The 16650-nt window shown below is 60.1% G+C and carries 10 protein-coding genes; 3 read left to right on the top strand and 7 right to left on the bottom strand.

The window, feature by feature from the left end; translation table 11 throughout:
* Positions 1 to 144 precede the first annotated feature (144 nt).
* Both AAAV21_RS07225 and gltA read left to right on the top strand, forming a co-directional pair.
* On the top strand, positions 145 to 984 hold the full coding sequence (locus tag AAAV21_RS07225; RefSeq protein ID WP_006235793.1) for a sulfide/dihydroorotate dehydrogenase-like FAD/NAD-binding protein: 840 nt from the start codon (positions 145 to 147) through the stop codon (positions 982 to 984).
* Positions 975 to 2384, top strand: coding sequence for an NADPH-dependent glutamate synthase (gene gltA, locus AAAV21_RS07220; RefSeq protein WP_022094914.1), 1410 nt, complete (start codon positions 975 to 977; stop codon positions 2382 to 2384). The genes AAAV21_RS07225 and gltA overlap by 10 nt, the downstream gene beginning before the upstream one ends.
* Before the next feature lie 393 nt (positions 2385 to 2777).
* On the opposite strand, the gene AAAV21_RS07215 is transcribed toward gltA, so the two are convergent.
* The 3 genes from AAAV21_RS07215 to AAAV21_RS07205 form a co-directional block, all read right to left on the bottom strand.
* Positions 2778 to 8588 (bottom strand): leucine-rich repeat protein, encoded by a 5811-nt coding sequence (locus AAAV21_RS07215; RefSeq protein ID WP_349108438.1) that lies wholly within the window; start codon positions 8586 to 8588, stop codon positions 2778 to 2780.
* Positions 8589 to 8621: 33 nt separating this feature from the next.
* On the bottom strand, positions 8622 to 9362 hold the full coding sequence (locus AAAV21_RS07210; protein ID WP_349108436.1) for a hypothetical protein: 741 nt from the start codon (positions 9360 to 9362) through the stop codon (positions 8622 to 8624).
* Positions 9363 to 9538: 176 nt separating this feature from the next.
* Positions 9539 to 11920, bottom strand: a complete 2382-nt coding sequence (locus AAAV21_RS07205; protein WP_349108434.1) for a hypothetical protein — start codon at positions 11918 to 11920, stop codon at positions 9539 to 9541.
* Between the two features lie 186 nt (positions 11921 to 12106).
* On the opposite strand from AAAV21_RS07205, the gene AAAV21_RS07200 reads away from it, so the two are divergent.
* Complete coding sequence (locus AAAV21_RS07200; RefSeq protein ID WP_349108431.1) at positions 12107 to 13510, top strand: helix-turn-helix domain-containing protein; 1404 nt, start codon at positions 12107 to 12109, stop codon at positions 13508 to 13510.
* A 51-nt stretch (positions 13511 to 13561) separates the two neighbouring features.
* Here AAAV21_RS07200 and AAAV21_RS07195 read toward each other — a convergent pair whose 3' ends face one another.
* The 4 genes from AAAV21_RS07195 to AAAV21_RS07180 all read right to left on the bottom strand — a co-directional run bounded on the left by AAAV21_RS07195 (position 13562) and on the right by AAAV21_RS07180 (position 16646).
* Positions 13562 to 14185: a cytidylate kinase-like family protein gene (locus AAAV21_RS07195; RefSeq protein WP_089572632.1), complete on the bottom strand. Its 624-nt coding sequence runs from the start codon at positions 14183 to 14185 to the stop codon at positions 13562 to 13564.
* Positions 14186 to 14356: 171 nt separating this feature from the next.
* Positions 14357 to 14995, bottom strand: coding sequence for an amino acid ABC transporter permease (locus tag AAAV21_RS07190; protein ID WP_055285379.1), 639 nt, complete (start codon positions 14993 to 14995; stop codon positions 14357 to 14359).
* Positions 14996 to 14998: 3 nt separating this feature from the next.
* The gene (locus AAAV21_RS07185) at positions 14999 to 15745 is read right to left on the bottom strand and encodes an amino acid ABC transporter permease (protein ID WP_035136546.1); all 747 of its coding nucleotides are present in this window, start codon (positions 15743 to 15745) and stop codon (positions 14999 to 15001) included.
* Between the two features lie 25 nt (positions 15746 to 15770).
* Positions 15771 to 16646, bottom strand: coding sequence for a transporter substrate-binding domain-containing protein (locus tag AAAV21_RS07180; protein ID WP_349108429.1), 876 nt, complete (start codon positions 16644 to 16646; stop codon positions 15771 to 15773).
* Positions 16647 to 16650 lie beyond the last annotated feature (4 nt).

The following is a 16650-nucleotide window of genomic DNA, read 5'->3' as shown; positions in this document are numbered from 1 at the left end:
CGAAGATACACGTAAGCGACATGTCCATGAGGGTATAATTTGCACCGTATGTCTGCACAACGCCTGTGCGCGTACGGTTTTATTCGGGCTACCGTCCATTTCCGTGGAGGCACGGTTCGGTCGCCCTAACAAGAGAGGGGTTCTATGTATAAGATCCTGGAGAAGACGCAGTTCTCGGAGAAGGTGTTCAAGTTCCGCATCGAGGCGCCCGCAATCGCCAAGCATGCGCACGCTGGACAGTTCCTCATGGTTCGCGCCAATGAGACGGGCGAGCGTGTCCCGTTTACCCTGGCCGGCTGGAACGGTGACGAGGGCTGGGTCGAGTTCATCTTCATGGTGATCGGCAAGACCACCGAGATGCTTTCCACCTACGAGGCCGGCGAGTCGCTGCGCGACGTCGTGGGCCCGCTGGGCGTTCCCACCGAGATGGCTGAGGGCCCCTGCGCCGTCATTGGCGGCGGCGTCGGCCTGGCAATTGCCTTCCCGGTCGCCAAGCACCTGGTCGAGACCGGTCACGAGGTGCACGCCATCATGGGCGCCCGCACCAAGGACCTCCTGCTCATGGAGGATCAGTTCCGCGAGCTCCTCGATGAGGACCACATCCACATCACCACTGACGACGGTTCCTACGGCGAGCAAGGCGTTGTCACCGCTCCGCTGGAGCGTCTGCTGCAGGACAAGGCCGTGAGCCAGGTCTTCTGCGTCGGCCCCGTTCCGATGATGAAGTTCTCGACCCTCACCGCCCAGAAGTACGACACCCCCATTACCGCGTCGCTCAACCCCATCATGGTTGACGGCACCGGTATGTGCGGCTGCTGCCGCGTCGAGGTGGGCGGCGTGACCAAGTTCGCTTGCGTCGACGGCCCCGACTTCGATGCCACCCTGGTCGACTGGGATGACCTTCGTGCCCGCCAGGCCGCTTACCGTTCCGAAGAGGGCGAGTCCCTCAAGGCCTATGAGGAAAAGAGCTGCGCATGCCACTAGTTAATGGTCGTTTCGTTGCCGATATGAAGTCGCCCCGCACCCCCGATAACGAGGAGCCGGCTGCCGAGCGCGCCTGCGACTTCCGCCCCGTCGACAAGGGCTTCACCGAGGAGATGGCGCTGGCCGAGGCCGAGCGCTGCCTCAACTGCAAGAAGCCGTTCTGTGTTGAGGGCTGCCCCGTCAACATCAACATCCCCCGCTTTATCGAGCAAATCCGCGCGAAGGACTTCGGCGGCGCCCTCGATACCATCCGCGAGGACTCCATGCTTCCCGCCATCTGCGGTCGCGTCTGCCCGCAGGAGAACCAGTGCGAGGGCAAGTGCATCCGTGGTAAGAAGTCCGAGCCCGTGGCCATCGGCCAGCTCGAGCGCTTCCTGGGTGACCGCCCCGAGCTCGCCTCCACGCCCAAGATGGCCCCCAAGAACGGCAAGAAGGTCGCCGTCGTCGGCTCTGGCCCGTCCGGCATCACCTGCGCCGGCGAGCTCGCCCGCAACGGCTTTGACGTCACCGTCTTTGAGGCCTTCTTTACCGGCGGCGGCGTGCTGGTCTACGGCATCCCCGAGTTCCGTCTGCCCAAGGCAGTCGTCAAGCGCGAGATTGACGGCCTGGAGGACATGGGCGTCAAGTTTGAGTACAACTCCGTCGTGGGCAACATGGCCACGGCCGAGGAGCTGTTCGAGCAGGGCTTCGACGCCATCTACGTGGCGACCGGCGCCGGCCTGCCCAAGTTCCTCAACGTCCCCGGCGAGAACCTGCCCAACGTCTTCTTCGCTAACGAGTACCTCACCCGCGTGAACCTGATGAAGGCCAACAAGTTCCCCGAGTACGACACCCCCACCAAGCATGGCAAGAACGTCGTCGTCTTTGGTGGCGGCAACGTGGCTATGGACGCCGTCCGTACCGCCAAGCGCCTGGGCGCCGAGCACGCCATCATCGCCTACCGTCGTACCGAGGACGAGATGCCCTGCCGTCGCGCCGAGCTGCACCATGCCAAGGCCGAGGGCGTCGAGGTTCTGCCGCTCGTCTCCCCGCTCGAGTTTGTCGCTGGCGAGGACGGCTCCGTGTGCGCCGTCAAGGTCCAGAAGATGGAGCTCGGCGAGCCCGACGAGTCCGGCCGCCGTCGTCCGGTGCCCATCGAGGGCGCCATCGAGGAGATCCCCTGCGACGTCGCGATCTCGGCTATCGGCACCAACGCCAACCCCTTCGCAAAGAAGATCGGCGGCAAGATGGAGCTCAACAAGTGGGGCTACATCGTTGCCGACGAGGAGACCGGCCAGACCACCGATCCCCGTATCTGGGCCGGCGGCGACATCGTCACCGGTGCCGCTACGGTCATTCTGGCGATGGGCGCCGGCAAGAAGGCCGCCGCTTCCATCACCAAGAGCCTGCTGGGCGAGTAATCACCTACAGCACTAGCCACCAAACGGCAAAGTCCCCGTCGAGCACACGCCCGGCGGGGACTTTTTCTATACCGGCCGCCCTACCACCGCAAAGGGGACAGGCACCTTTGTGGTGGTTTGGAGCCTGGCTGGTCGGTTTGTCTCGATCTGTAACAGGTGGGCCACGTTGAGTCCCGTAGTTGTTACAGATTGAGACATTGCGCGAACATCCGCCTCTTTATCTCAATCTGTAACAGTTAGAGGCCAAATTCCTCGCTATGTGTTACAGATCGAGACGTTAGGTTGGCGGCTGAACAGTTCATCTCAATCTGTAACACCTGGAACCCAAATATCTGGCTTGGTGTTACAGATTGAGATTTTGCTAAAGCCGAGGATGGGCGCTGTCGCCAAAACTTAGCGCTTGCGGCGCTTGGTCGCAGCGATGCCGGCCGCGGCAACGGTTGCGCCGGCGATGCTCAGAGCAGCGACCGTCATCGCGGCGGAGTCACCCGTGCTGGCAAGCTCCGTGCCGCCGGACTTCTTGCCGTTCTCGCCCTTACCCTTGGACTTGTCCATCGTCACCGTGGTCGTCGTCGAAGTCGAACTGCCCGCAGGGACCCCGGCGCCACCAGAGCCATCCGTACCGCCACCCTGCTCGCCGCCGTCAGGCGTCGGCTCGGGCGTCGGGTCCGGATCGGGCGTCGGCTCAGGCACCGCCTCATCGGTCACAGTAATCGTAATGTTCAGACGCTCGGAATACTCGCTGTACGACATGCCAGGGCGCTGTGCCGCAATGCGCACATACATGTTGCTATCGAGCGCAATAGGCTCGGTGTACTTTACGCGGCCTTCGTCACGGCAGGGGCAGGTGTCGTTGGTGGTGTACCAAATCGTCGTGCCATCCTCGGCCGAAAGCTCCAGCTTCGTGCCCTTGGGCACCGTAATGTAGTTCTCCTTGGGCGACCATGCACCAAACGTCGTCGCACCAATCGTCGCCACCGGTCGCGCCGGTCGCACTGCCTCGGCAGACACGCGAACGTCGACCTGCTTGGACAGCGGCGTGTCATCCACCGTCGCCGTCAACGTCGTCAAACCGGGCAGAGCACCATGCAGCACAAACGTCGCCGCACCGTCCTCGCCCGTCACGGCCTGGGTGGCATCGACAGAGCAGATAGCCGAGGACTCCAGCCCAACACTAACCTTGGCACCCGCAAACGGCTTGCCCGCCTTATCGGTCACGTGTGCCACCAGCTCAAAGTCACCGCCATCAAGCATGGTCACGGCCTGCTCCACGTTGAGCTTGAGCTTGTCGGCACGAACGCCCACGACAAGCTCGCCACTTGCCCAGCGCGCCATGGCCGTGCCGGCGTAGTTGCGAGCACCGTCGAGCTCAAACGCCACCGTTGAGCCCGCCTCACACGCATCGGCATAGCGAATACGCAGCACGCGCGACAGCGGCTTGCCATTGGAATCGTCCTGCTTGTCGAGCCACGCATACGTCACGTCGCCCAAGCCCTGCACACACAATGCGGCCAGGGTATCGTCACTCGCATCCATATACTGCGCAAACTCAACCTCGACGCAATCGGTATAGGCATGGGCCGAAACCACCTCGGGCGCCGCCGTCGACACCAAGCCAATGTTCACCTCAGTCTGAATCGGCGGCACGCGCAGCCAAGCCGAACGCGCCTCCTCATACCCGTCCTTGGTCACGCGCACCTGATACCAGCCGGTCGGCGTATTCCAGTTGTACGCACCGTCCGCACCCGTTGCAAGCGGATTGTCCTGCTCATACTCCTCGGCATCCCAACGCACTGCATTGGTACCGGCCGCATCGTCGGCGCTCCACAGCTCAACCGTCGCGCCTTCAACCGTATTGGACAGTAGGCCCTCGTACACCACGCCCGCAGGGTCGGGTGCAGCCTTGGCGGCCACATTGCGATAACGCGCCTCAAAAATCGACTGCATCTTCTCGTCCGAGATCAAGCCGTCCTTGTTGGCCTTGTAGACCTCGGCATCGGTCAGCTCGCCCCAGTTGACCGTAATACGATTCTGGCACGCGCGCTCCACCTGCTCGCAGGCAACATCATAGGCGCATTCGGCGTTGGTCAGCTTAATCGCGCGCTCCGAACCTACGCTGGTCGAAGCCGCGTCATAGGCAGCGCCCACCACGGTACCCGCCGAACCGGCCGTCAGCACGCCGGCGATTGTCATAATGGAGCCCACTGCCACATCGGTGCTGTCGTGGCAGAGCTGGCGATACAGCAGATCCTCAAACGCACGCGCCTTCTCCATGACGTCACGCAGCGCGTAAATGCACTTCCAGTCGTCCTCGGTCTTCTCGGGCTTGGCAAGCAAGCGCGTGTGCTGAAGCTCATAGCCCTCGCGCTCGCCCTTCACCTTCTGCATACGGACGTTCACGTTCTCCCAGTTCTTGCTGGCATCGTTCACGCCGTAAATGCCGGTAAAGATGCCGATGCCCTGGGTCGCCGCGGGAAACGCCTGGCCGGCCGCCTTCCACGCATCGGTCTTAAAGACCTGTCCGAACATCTCGCATTCAATCTTATAGCTCTTGAGCGAACGGATCGTGCGGATGAGCTTCATATGGGCGCTCACGTCGCCGTTGCGCTTCCAGGCCATGAGCCATCCGCGCACCTTGGAGTTGTTGAGGCTATGGACCACATTCCAGTTGTCGTACAGGTTGTCCAGAATGTCGCACTGCATGGCGATCGAGTTAAACAGAAGCGCCTGGTTCTTGTTGTTATTGGAGTTCTCGATAAATTCCGACTCGATATAGGCCGTCTGCTCGCCATCGGGCGCGGCGACCTTAAAGCCCTTGACGGTATCGTCATCAGCCGCCTTGTAGCTCAGCGAGCTGCCGAGCACCTGGCCCAAATCGTTAAACCCGCTCGTCGACTGGCCGTTGTACTCGCTGGCCTTAATGCCCGCACACTTGTTGAGCGCCGCAGCGGTTGCGTCATTCCAGCTTCCGTATTGGTTGAGCTGGCCGATACCCATCGACTGGCCCACCAGATCCTCGGCCTGCTGGGCAATAAACTCCGCTCGCGATGCATGGTCGACGAGCTCCTTGATGGCGGCCGCATCCGCAGCGTTCGCGCCCTGGGCCGCCGCGAGTTCCTGATACCAATCCTCGCTGGTGCCGTAAGCATCCTCAAAGATCATCTTGTCCACATTGACGCCATAGCTGTCGCCCTGCTGGGTCAGCAGCGCCGACGACCCGCCGACCGCGGCTTTGAGCTCAGCCGCAAACTGCGCGGCCTCGTCGTTGCCAGCACCATCACCCTCGCCGTCGCTGGCGGCAGGGGCGCGACGAGCCTTACGCGCAGCTCCACCTTGGGCTTCGTCCTCTTTACCGTCCTTGTCCTCTTCGGCAAACGCATCGGCGACCATCTGGTCAATCGCGTCGTTAAAGGCCTCGTCGACATCATTAAACGAGTTATCCATCATATACTCGTGCCACTGCTGCACGGCATTCGAGAACTCCTGCTGGCGCTCCTCGGCCGCGGCGGAATGCTTTTTGGCCGAAGCTTTGGCGTCAAAACTCAGCATGGTCATAAGCTGGGCATTGGAGATGCGGTAGGTCTGCGGCATAAAGATTTGCTCAAAGTTGCCGCAGTTCACATAGGTCGAGTCATTCGCCTTGTTAAACTCGTCGAGCAGCTTAAGGTAACCCTCGTCCACATACTCCGCGACATAGCGCACACGGGTGCCCTCGCGCGACTTTTGAGTCAGAGGAATCGTCACCGTCTTGCCATCCACGCAGTCCACGTACAGGTCGAGCGTGTCGGCGGCCTCTTCGTTTCCCACCTCGAGCGTGATATCGAACGTCCAGTAGGCGTTCTTCTTTTGCGGCAGATGATGGAAGGTCCACAGACTCTTGCCGGTGTCCTTGCCATCCTTGACCAGGTTTTGCGTACCGCCACGATACGTCACATCAAAGTTCCAGACCGAAGCGCCCGGAACATAGCGCACATAGTTGCGAGCCGTCACCTCTGCGGCAGCGGCGGCGACATCGGTCGAGCCCACGCGCGCCTCGAGCGTCACACGCTCGGCGGCAAGCGTATCCTGCGGCAGGTCGTATTCAATCTTGGCACGACCGAGTTTATTGGTCTTGCCGGTGTACTTTGCAGCCGACGAGCCCGTCCCCACGGTGAGCTGCACGCTCTTGCCCGGCACTGCATAAACGTAGGCCACATTGCCCAGCAGGCTGTGAACGTCGGTGTTGTCGACCTCGATGCGCGATCCACTAACCTCGAGTGTGGTGCTTCCCAGCGGCAATGTCACCTCGCCCAGCGTAATGAGCGGCGAGACGGCATAGATGCCCGCGGCCTTAGGCTTAAAGCGCACAAACACATCGGCGCCCATGCCCTTCTTCATATTGAGAACGAGGTTGTCGCCCTCCCAAGTTGTGTTAGCCCACATGGCATCGGAGCAGGCGCCGGCTTCGCGAGCGCCTGCGGACACATCCTCGACGGCATCCTTGGCCAGCGGAATCTCAATCTTGGCAGCCTGGCTGTCCTTGAGCTCGTAATGAATGCGCAGCTCGGTCTCCGCGCCAACGACCGCGGACGAATCAGCGATAACCGAGCCCGCCGTCAGCCCGCGCTCGGCACGATACGTCTCCACGTCAAACGTGGGGACGTCGAGCGTCACGTCGAACTGCTTGCCGTCCTCAATCTTCACCTGCTTTTGCGCGATATGCTTACCCACGGTCAGCCCTAGGCGGCTAAACGTGGAATAGCTCGTCGCTTGGATGTCGTAGCTCGTCTTGTTAAAGGCGACGATGGTGTACGAACCGGCCTTAAGGCGCGGCGTCTCGTCCTTCATGATAGGCGTGGTGCCATCGTCTTCGTAACCCATCAGATAGGTGACGCCGTCGGCGACCAGCTTGCCGTCGGACGTACGGAACACCAGCACGCGGTTAGCGCCCTGGTAGTCGCCCTTGGTCGCGACCGTCGCCGTGCCCCAGGGCTTCAAGTCGATATCGACCTTGCCGGCCGAGGGCTTCACCGTCGCCGTCGCCCCACCCAGCTTGAGGCTGTCTTTGGGCTCGAGCGTTATCTCCAGATCCTGGTCCGCGTCGGCAATGGCCTGCGACACCACGAGCGCTGTGCCCTGGATACGGAAGTCGTTTTCCTTGTCACCCTTGGCAAGCTTAAGCGTCTTGCCGCCGCTCTTCACCGTCAGATCGATGTTATCGAGACTATCGAGCTCAATGCGTTCGGTCTTATCCTGGCCCACAATCGGTTCAAGATAGCCCACGTTGAGCTCAATCGCGCGCGAAGCCGGAATCTTGGTAAAGTCCTCCGCCTTAATCTCTCCGATATTCCATGTGCCCGTCATCTGGTCGCCCGGGCGCGCCAGCACCATGTCATAGTAACCGCTGAGCGAAATGCGCAGGGTGGCTGCCGTCTTGGAGAGAGCGTCCGCTGTAAAGCTGCCGTCATCGCCAACCGCCAGCGGCGTGGACTGCCCCGCCTGCACGAGCACGGCCGCCGCGCCCTGGGGAAGTTTGCCCGTGATCTGGGCCGCCTCGCCCATCCACTCAAACGTGTAGGCAGGCTTCGAGGAATCGACGGAGTCCTTGCGATCGGCCACGGCATCGGCAAGCTTTTTGACCATCGAGGGGTTGCCAGCCGAATCGGTCGCATAGGCATAGATGGTCTGGCCTTCACTGAAGGGAATCGCATACGTTACGCCATCGATTGTCACGCGCTCATTATAGTCGCCCGGATAGCCCGCCTCACCAAACTGAAGATCGGGGTTCATCACGCGCAGGGCAACGGCATTATGGTTCGTCTCGTTTCCGTATCTCGTGTTCTCAAAAGCTCCCCACTCTATCATTTCCACGCTTTTGGGTAGCACAATCTCTTTGCCGGCAATCGCAGGATCAAGAGAGGCGAACGCGAGCGCCCCGATAGATTTGACACCATCGCCAATCGTCACCGACGACACATGCGAGCACCCGTCAAAGGCATAGCGCTCAATCCGCTCCACCGTGCCCGGCACGTTGATCTGCGTAAAGGTGAGTACCGTTGTGTCCGAGACATAGAACTGCGGTACGCCGCAATTGGCGAAGGCGCGATAGTCGATAGTCTTAATCGAAGGCGGCAGCGTTGCCACCACATTGTCGTCAAGTTGTTCGCAGCCCTCAAAGGCCTGCTCGGGAATCGTGGTAAAGGCCGCGTTGTTGGGCCAGGTCACCGTGTGAAGTGTCTTGCTTCCGGTAAACGCATTCTAGCCCAGTTCCTCAACCGAATCGGGCAGTGCGATTTCCTTGATGCTGCTGCCGCCCAAACCGCCCACAGAGCGGATATGCGAATCGGGGGCGAAGGTGACCGATGTGAGAGCGGGCTTTCCCATGCCCCTAAGGCTTACGACATGCTTGCCGTCGATGGTCGAGGGTACCTCCAACGTGGTAATGCCCGCGTCGCCATACTCGATAGAAATTTCGTTGGTGAGGCTATCAATCGAGAAGTAGTACTGCGCGGGGGCCTGCTCGCCGGCCACGTAGCCATCGTCGTATTCGTCCTTTACGCCCGTGGCGCCCTTCGAGGTTGCCCAGAGTTCAAGTTCCTCGTTCCAGGTCGCCTCGGTGCCGGAAGCCTCCTCTTGCTTTTGCTGCTCGGCGAGCTCCTTGCCCTCGACAAGATCGGTGGCAAGCGTACCCGCAGGTGTGCTCTCGGTCTGCCCGGCGCCCGTCAGGCCCGCCGCCGATGCAATCTCGGAGGCCGGGGGCGTAGGGGTGTCACCGGCCTCGAGCGCTGTGGGGTCGGCAGCGTTGGCGGCATCGGCATCGGGCGCGGTGTCGGCGGGGTCGGCGGCGTCTACTTGGTCGACATCCGTCTGCACAAAAGTGCCATCGGTGGTGAGCACCTCAGCAAACGCGCCCACAGGCAACGAGCCCGTCACCATAGTGAGGGTCACCGCGGCAATGGTCAGGCGGCGGCAAAGCGCTCGAACAGTAGTCCACCTCATGGTCGTTCCTTTCCTGCAAACCAAAAGTCATCCAGCGTAATCGTTGTCCAAAAACAAAGCGAACGGTAGGTTCATATATACGAACCTACCGTTCTACCTGCGCAAACCGCCACAAAAGGGACAGGCACCTTTGTGGTGGTTGGGGTTATTCGTCCGTCGTGGCGGAACGCCAAAACCTAACGCTTGCGGCGCTTGGTCGCGGCGATGCCGACGGCGGCTACGGTTGCGCCGGCGATGCCTAGGGCGGCGACCGTCATCGCGGTGGTATCCCCCGTGGTAGCCAGGACAGCATCGCCCTTCTTGGCCTGCGTGGTTTTCTCAACCGTCTTGATCGTGGCGGTTGTCGTGGCCGGCTTGGCCGCGGGCTTCACCTCGGGCTTGGCCGCGGGCTTCACCCCAGGCTGCGGCGTCGGCTTGGGATCCGGCGTAGGCTGCGGATCGGGAGCGGGCGTGGCTTCGGGCGTAAAGGTCAGATCGGTGTTGAGCCACAGGGTGTAGATCCAGCCGCTGTCCTCATCGGATACGCTATCCGCGACCTGGTAGCCGCACTCCTGGCCGTTGATCACCAGCTTGGTGTCGGGCGTAAAGTAGAAGCCGCGCGCGGACTTGAGGTAGATACCGTAGCGATAGGTCACGCCGGGCTTAAAGACGTCGATGTGATTCGTGATGTTCTGATCCCAGAACTTCTGAGAGTTCACTTCGCTGCCATCGCTGCCCGTCCAGAACTCACACTGAGGAAGGGAGTTGGAACCCGTCGGAACATTCGCCGTAAAGATCGGCTTATCGCCTGCCTTGAAGGTGGTCGTGGCGCCGTTGATCTCGATAACGTCGATGGCCCGCCATTCGTCGATCGGCTGCTCGCACAGCATATTGTCAGCGTTTGGCGCGAAGACGCCGTTGACGGTCTTGATGTGGTGCGCCCAATGACCGTTGACGTACATCATGCAGTCATCGGCCACGGTATTGTCGCCCTTGAGCCTCAGCTCAACGGAGTACATGTAGAACTTGCCCTCTTCGAAGTGTTCGATCCTCCTCGCGCCCGTCGGATACTTGGCAGGGTCGGAATACCAGAAGGCAACGGGCGTGAGCTCCGCAGGGTCGCTGCCATCCATCTCCTCCCAGCACTCATACGCGATCTCATACTTATCGGCATCGGCGGCAGGAATCGTCGCAGTCGCGCGCGGCGCCTCGCCGGGCGCGTAGTCGATTTTCACATCGTTGACGTTTAGATTCTCAAGAGCTTCGTTTTCCGACGAAGCAGGCATCGTAATTGTTTTAATAGCAGGGACATACAGGAATTCTCCGCTTAGACTCGACTTTACGGTTTCCCCGTTTACGGTAACAACGGTTTCATCGCTGAAGGAATATCCGTCTTTTGGCTTCAGCATAAGAGAATACACGTACTCTTTCCCGCTTTTAAACTTTGTAATAGTCGGCAGGGAACCATGTGAGCCGTTATCGGAATACCAGGCAGCAACGGGTTCGTTGTTTTCAAATTCCTGCCAGCATTCATAAGCGATTTCGTATTTATCTGCATCGTAGTTAGGGACACCTGCCGTCGCCTGCGGACCAGTATCCAGCTGCCAATTGAAGTTCGTATTCTGAACATTGGCAAAGGAGATGGATTCCGATTCTGATTCCGCTGCCGGGATAACAAGGCACGCCCTCTCGTAGACATGGGTGCGGGTGTAGTAGTCATCCCGGATCTCGTTAATAGTGGGTTTCCCGGTCGCCTCGGTGTCTCCTTTAAAGGCGTCGTCCGGATCACCGATGATGATATTCCCGGGCTCTGTACCCGTATACGTAAGCTTGGATCCATCATAGGTGGTCGTCATCTTGGACTTATTCTCCTTGTACTCCGTAAAGCACTTCTGCTCCTCCTTCTGTCTCTGAATCTTGCTGATATCCAGGGTAAGCGTTGTTTTATTGCTCGCACTGTCATACGCCGCATGGACGATCAAGTCCCCCAGGCCGATAAAAGTCAAAGCGCTGCCATCGAGAGCAGACTGGTCTCCATCTACAAGGGCAATCCCCTCCACATACTCAATCGTTTCTTCTTTCTTGATGTCGGTGTAATTGTTCCGCACCGTAATATTGACCCTAACGCCGCTCCCGCCTGTCACATCGGTCACACCGCAGGGCATGATGGCGTCATTCGCCGGCGTGGCGGCGTTGTCGCTGGGAGTATTTTGTTCAGCGGGTGCCGCATCGTTGGATTCATCGGTGGCGCCAGTCGGGGCCGTCTGCTGAGGCTCAGCGGTGGCTTGCGCCGCCGGAGCAGCATCGGTTGCAGGCGCGGTCGAAGCGGCTGGTGCGGTCGTTGCAGCCGTATCCTCCGCAACCGTCGGCGTCACCGGAGCCGCGGCAACCTCGTCCATCGCACCGACGGGATCGGCACATTCCGTCGCCAGCGCTACGCTCGGCAGCAGCAGCTGACCGACCATAAGCGCACACGCGCCGGCGCAAGCGATTTTGGCACCCACACAACGCCAGGTACCGTGAGCCAGCGAGCAGGTGAACTCACGTTGAGCTTGCTTGTCAAAGTGGCTTCCGTTCATAACGGCCTCCTTGGTCGTAGGGACATACCACCAAGATGTGCCAAATGACTCCATATGCCTAGGTTCGTAGATGTGAACCTAGACCTCTACCTGCGGTTTAATTCAATATGATTTCGCCATCGCCACACTCGTCCCGGGAACGCTACAATCGAGGACACGATTATTCGTCCACCCAAAGGACCGTTCTTGAACCTGAGTAAGCCTAAAATCAACGCGCTTCTGGCACTCGCGCTCTTCACCTTCGCCTTCCTTGCCGCCGAGTTTCGCTTCGACGTCAACGTCGGGCTACTCGCCGGCGCCGAACGTGTTGTGCTCGCACAGGGCTTTATTCTAGGTGCGAGCGTGCTCGGCTTTATCGGATATGCGCCGCTGCTCGGGCTCGCACAGCGCAAAGGCCGGCCTCGGGCAGTTGTCAGCGCCGCCGTCCCCATCGCCATCTTGGGGTTGACTCAGATTCAGTCCCCCACGAGCCCGCTTGCGCTCGAGATTCTGGGATGTCTCGCATTCCTCGGACTCGGCCTACTGGGTGGCGCGGCACACCATGCCTTCGCAACGACATTCCAAGACGATCCCAAGCTCGCCACCGGCGCGGGAGCGGCCTATGCCGCGGGCATCCTGATGCAGTTCGCCGTCAACCTGCTCAATTGCGGCGGTATCGCAGAGCTTATCGTTCTCGGCACAGCGACGATCGCCATCTCTGCCCTCAGCGCTGTTCCTCAAAACACAGACACAGCCGCGAACCCCGCCATCAATCCCTTTGTTGAGCCCTCTCACGCCCTCGCCAAGCAGGCATGCTGGAGCATCGCGCTTGTCATGATTCTTGCCTGCTTGTTCTCGACCCTCGACAACGTGGTCACGCTCTCCAACGCCCACGGCACCATTGCCGTGCAAACATGGCCGCGCCTCTTTTTGGCGGCGAGCGGCCTTGCCGCCGGTCTTATCTTTGACCTTGCCGAGCGCCGCTACATGGGACTTGTCATGCTCGGCATCGCCGCGCTCTCGACCATTTCCATCCTGGCCGTGGAGGCCGGCGCCGATCCCAACCTGGGCCTTGTCGTCTTTTACCTGAGCTCGGGCTTTTTCGTCACGTTCTTTACCGCCACCTTTACACAGCTGGCACCGCGCATGCATGCGCCCGCCCTTTGGGCCGGCATGGGCCGCGCCGCCAACAATGCATGCGCATTCACTACATCGGGCATCTCGCTTGCCCTCGTGACCTCGGGCAACGTTGCCCTCATCATGATCGGTGCGCTCGTTTTGCTCGTCGCGGCTTGCGTGGCATTCGTTGCCGCCGGCCTGTTCCGTCTACCCCAGACCAAGCAGGAGCGCGAACATCAACAGCTTGCCGAAGAAGCACTGGCAGCGCCGAGTATCGAAGAGCAACGCCAGGCCTTCATCGCCGACCACGCTCTCACCCCACGCGAAGTCGACGTGCTCATAGCCGTGACCCAGGATGAACGCCCACTCAAGCAGGTCGCCGAGGAACTCGGCATCTCGATGCGCATGGTGCAGCGCCACCTGAGCTCCATCTACCAAAAGACCGACACGCAGACGCGCGCCGGTCTCACCAAGGCCTTCCCCTCGGCCTAAAACAAAAACCACCACAAAGGTGCCTGTCCCCTTTGTGGTGGTTTTGGTCGGTTAGCCTTCGAGTTGCGCCACCTTGTAACGGTAGGCTGCGGCGATGACGTCTTTACAGCCCTCGCGTCCCAGCTTGGCGCGGTTGACGACGATGTCCTTGCCACTCGTCATCTTCCACTTGCCGGCGCTGTAGCGCTTATAGAACGCCTCGCGCGCCTTCTGCTGCTGTTTGACCAGCTTGGCGCCCTTCTTTTTGTTAAGGCCACGCTTCTTGCGCACAATCTCGACGCGGTCCTCAAAAGGAGCGGTCACCAATACGGCAATGTGGTTGGGGTTGTTACGCAGCAGGTAATCGGACAGACGGCCTTCGATAATGCAGCTCTCGGTCTCGCCCAGGTCCAAAATCACCTGGCTCATCTTTTGGAACAACTTATCCGAGTACGAACGCGCATCGTAGCGGTCGGGCAGAAACGCCATGTTCTCCACGGCCAGACGCTCGTCGTAGGCGGCCATCTTATCGAGTGACTCGCCCGCGCGCAGCGACGCACGCACCAGCAGCTCGTTATCGTACAGTGGAATCCCCAACTCGTTGGCGAGGATGCGGCCGATCTCGTGGCCCTCGGCGCCAAAGTCGCGCGCGATGGTAATGACCACAGGATTCTTCTTATTCTCCAGATCGCTCATCGCGATTCCTTTCTAACAAATGAGAAAAAGGCGATTCCTGATTCCCATTTTGCCACTTACGACCGTCCTGGTTTCCCAAGTGCGGCAGATTGCCCCGAAAGAGGAGCGCCGCGTACTAAATGTACGCAAGCGACGATTGAGGGGCAAGGTGCCGTGCTTGGGGAAGCAGGACTATGCGGCTACAATACGGCGCTGATAGGCTCGGACCAGCAGCGAGATACCAAAGTTGAGCACAAAGTACATCGCAAACACCAGGCCGTAGAGCATAAGCACCTGCGACAGGTCGATCGCATGGGCCATCACGACGTTTGCCGTGTACATGAGCTCGGCCACGTTAATGCCCGAAAGATACGAACTGTCCTTGATGACGGTCGTGCATTGGCTAAACAGCGCCGGAATGATCGTCTTAAACGTCTGCGGCAGAATGATGTAGCGCATGGTAGCAAAAAAGCCGAAGCCCTGGCTCTGCGCTGCCTCAAACTGGCCGCGCGGAATCGAGTTGAGGCCGCCGCGCACAATCTCGGCCATAACAGCGCTGGTAAACAGCGTAAAGGCGATGGTCGAAATCACAATGTCCAAACCCTGCACCGTAAAGTAGATAAACAGAATCCACAGCAGGTTCGGCGTGCAACGGAACAACTCGATATAGGCGCTCACCAAAATACGGAACGGGCGGGGCGCATAGCTCTTAACGAGCGCCAGCACCGTGCCAAAGATGAGCGAGAAAAAGATCGACAGCGCCGAGATCTCGATGGTCTTAACAAAGCCGCCCCAAATGTAGAGCAGGTTGGTCGCGTTGAAGATTTCCATGCGCTAGGCCTCCTCTACGTTGTCGAGCCCCAGCTCGGCCAGGCTCACGCCGCGCGGACGCTCCTTGGAGCGGCGCTCGAGCCACTGCACCAGCATGGCGAGCGGAAAGCAGATGATGAAGTACATAAGGCAGCAGACGATGTATCCCTGCAGGTAACCGTACAGACTCACAAAGTTGTCGGAACGGTACATAAGGTCGCCGCCGGCCACAAGCGCCAGCACCGACGTGTTCTTGACCAGGTTGAGCGCCTGGTTACACAGCGGCGGCAGAATGATCTTGAACGTCTGGGGCAGCACGATGTACCAGTACGCCTGCGCTCGGGTGAAGCCCTGGCTCTGGGCCGCCTCCATCTGACCGCGCGGAACCGCCTCGATACCGGTGCGGATGACCTCCGAAATGTAGGCCGCGTGATACAGGCCCACACCCAAGAAGCCCAGCACGAACGGCGCGATGCGCACCGGCTGGTCGGCACCGGTTATGGCCTGCAAAAACTGCGGACCGGCCATGTACATAAAGAGCACCTGCACGGGCAACGGGGTGTTCTGGTAAAACTCCACGTACACGCGGCTTATGGCGCGCAGCACGCGCGAGCGAGTGGTAGAGAACACGCCCAGCAGCGTGCCCAGCACCAACGACAGCAGCAGACCGGCAACGACCACCTGCAGCGTCACGCCAAAGCCCTCCCAGAAGGGCCCCATGTTTTGAAATGTCGTCGACCAACGGTCGGCGTCAAATAATCCTTCGAGCATTTGATTCCTTCCCTGGACGATGCGCCTATACAAGACCCCAGGTCTTGACCTCTTGGTCGAGCCAGCCATCGGCCAGGCGATCGCAAATCACCTGATCGACCACGGTCGAAAGGTCGCAGTCCTTCTTGGTCGCCACGCCGTAGCCCTGCTCGCCAAACTTGACCTCGGGCTGCAGCAGCTCAACGGTCTCGTTCATGTAACCGGCCAGCGTGGAGCGGTCCATGGCAAAGACGTCGATATTGCCGGCGTCGAGTGAACTCTTGATGATGGGGTAGCCGCTAAAGGCCCTAAACTCGGGCTTGCAGCTAAAGCCGTTGTCCTTGATCATCTGCTCGATCAGGCCCTGCGTGGTAGCACCCTGGCTCACGCCAATGACCTTGCCGTCCAGGTCCTCAATCGAGGTAAAACCCGAACGCTTCTTGACCATGAGTCCTACGTAGTCGGTGCGGTACGGCGTCGAGAAATCCCAGCTCTTCTTGCGCTCGTCGGTGATGGTGTAGGTTGCCGCGACCACGTCAAGCTGGCCGTTATCGATCAGCGGGCCGCGTGTCTTGGGCGTTACGTCGGTAAACTCGACAAGCTCCTGGGCGCGAGCATCCTTGTAGCTCACGCCAAAGACGGCAGCGGCGATCTGGTAGCACAAATCGACTTCCATGCCTTCAAAGCGACCCTTGGCGGTGTCGTAATAACCGTAGCCGGGGACGTCCTTCTTAACGCCGGCATTCAGATGGCCACGCGACTTGATGGCCGCAAGCTTAGACCCCTTGTCGGAGCCCTCGCCGCTGGTGGAGTTGCCGCAACCGGTAAGCGCGGTCCCCGTCAGCGCGAGCATGCCGGCGCCCGCCAGCTGCAAAAAGTGACGGCGCGATACGGCCGCCCTCGTCATATCCGTCATGTCCATCACC

This window comes from Collinsella sp. CLA-AA-H302, from assembly GCF_040093305.1.
In the GTDB taxonomy this organism is placed as follows: domain Bacteria; phylum Actinomycetota; class Coriobacteriia; order Coriobacteriales; family Coriobacteriaceae; genus Collinsella.
The sequence above is the reverse complement of the archived record's forward strand: the minus strand, read 5'-3'. Positions and strand labels throughout refer to the sequence as shown.

What these genes read in the sequence shown, in the direction of transcription:
- gltA (WP_022094914.1), top strand. Translation starts at nt 975, where the DNA reads ATGCCACTAGTTAATGGTCGTTTCGTTGCCGATATGAAGTCGCCCCGC.
- AAAV21_RS07225 (WP_006235793.1), top strand. Translation starts at nt 145, where the DNA reads ATGTATAAGATCCTGGAGAAGACGCAGTTCTCGGAGAAGGTGTTCAAG.
- AAAV21_RS07210 (WP_349108436.1), bottom strand. Translation starts at nt 9,362, where the DNA reads ATGAGGTGGACTACTGTTCGAGCGCTTTGCCGCCGCCTGACCATTGCC.
- AAAV21_RS07205 (WP_349108434.1), bottom strand. Translation starts at nt 11,920, where the DNA reads ATGAACGGAAGCCACTTTGACAAGCAAGCTCAACGTGAGTTCACCTGC.
- AAAV21_RS07190 (WP_055285379.1), bottom strand. Translation starts at nt 14,995, where the DNA reads ATGGAAATCTTCAACGCGACCAACCTGCTCTACATTTGGGGCGGCTTT.
- AAAV21_RS07185 (WP_035136546.1), bottom strand. Translation starts at nt 15,745, where the DNA reads ATGCTCGAAGGATTATTTGACGCCGACCGTTGGTCGACGACATTTCAA.
- AAAV21_RS07195 (WP_089572632.1), bottom strand. Translation starts at nt 14,185, where the DNA reads ATGAGCGATCTGGAGAATAAGAAGAATCCTGTGGTCATTACCATCGCG.
- AAAV21_RS07180 (WP_349108429.1), bottom strand. Translation starts at nt 16,646, where the DNA reads ATGGACATGACGGATATGACGAGGGCGGCCGTATCGCGCCGTCACTTT.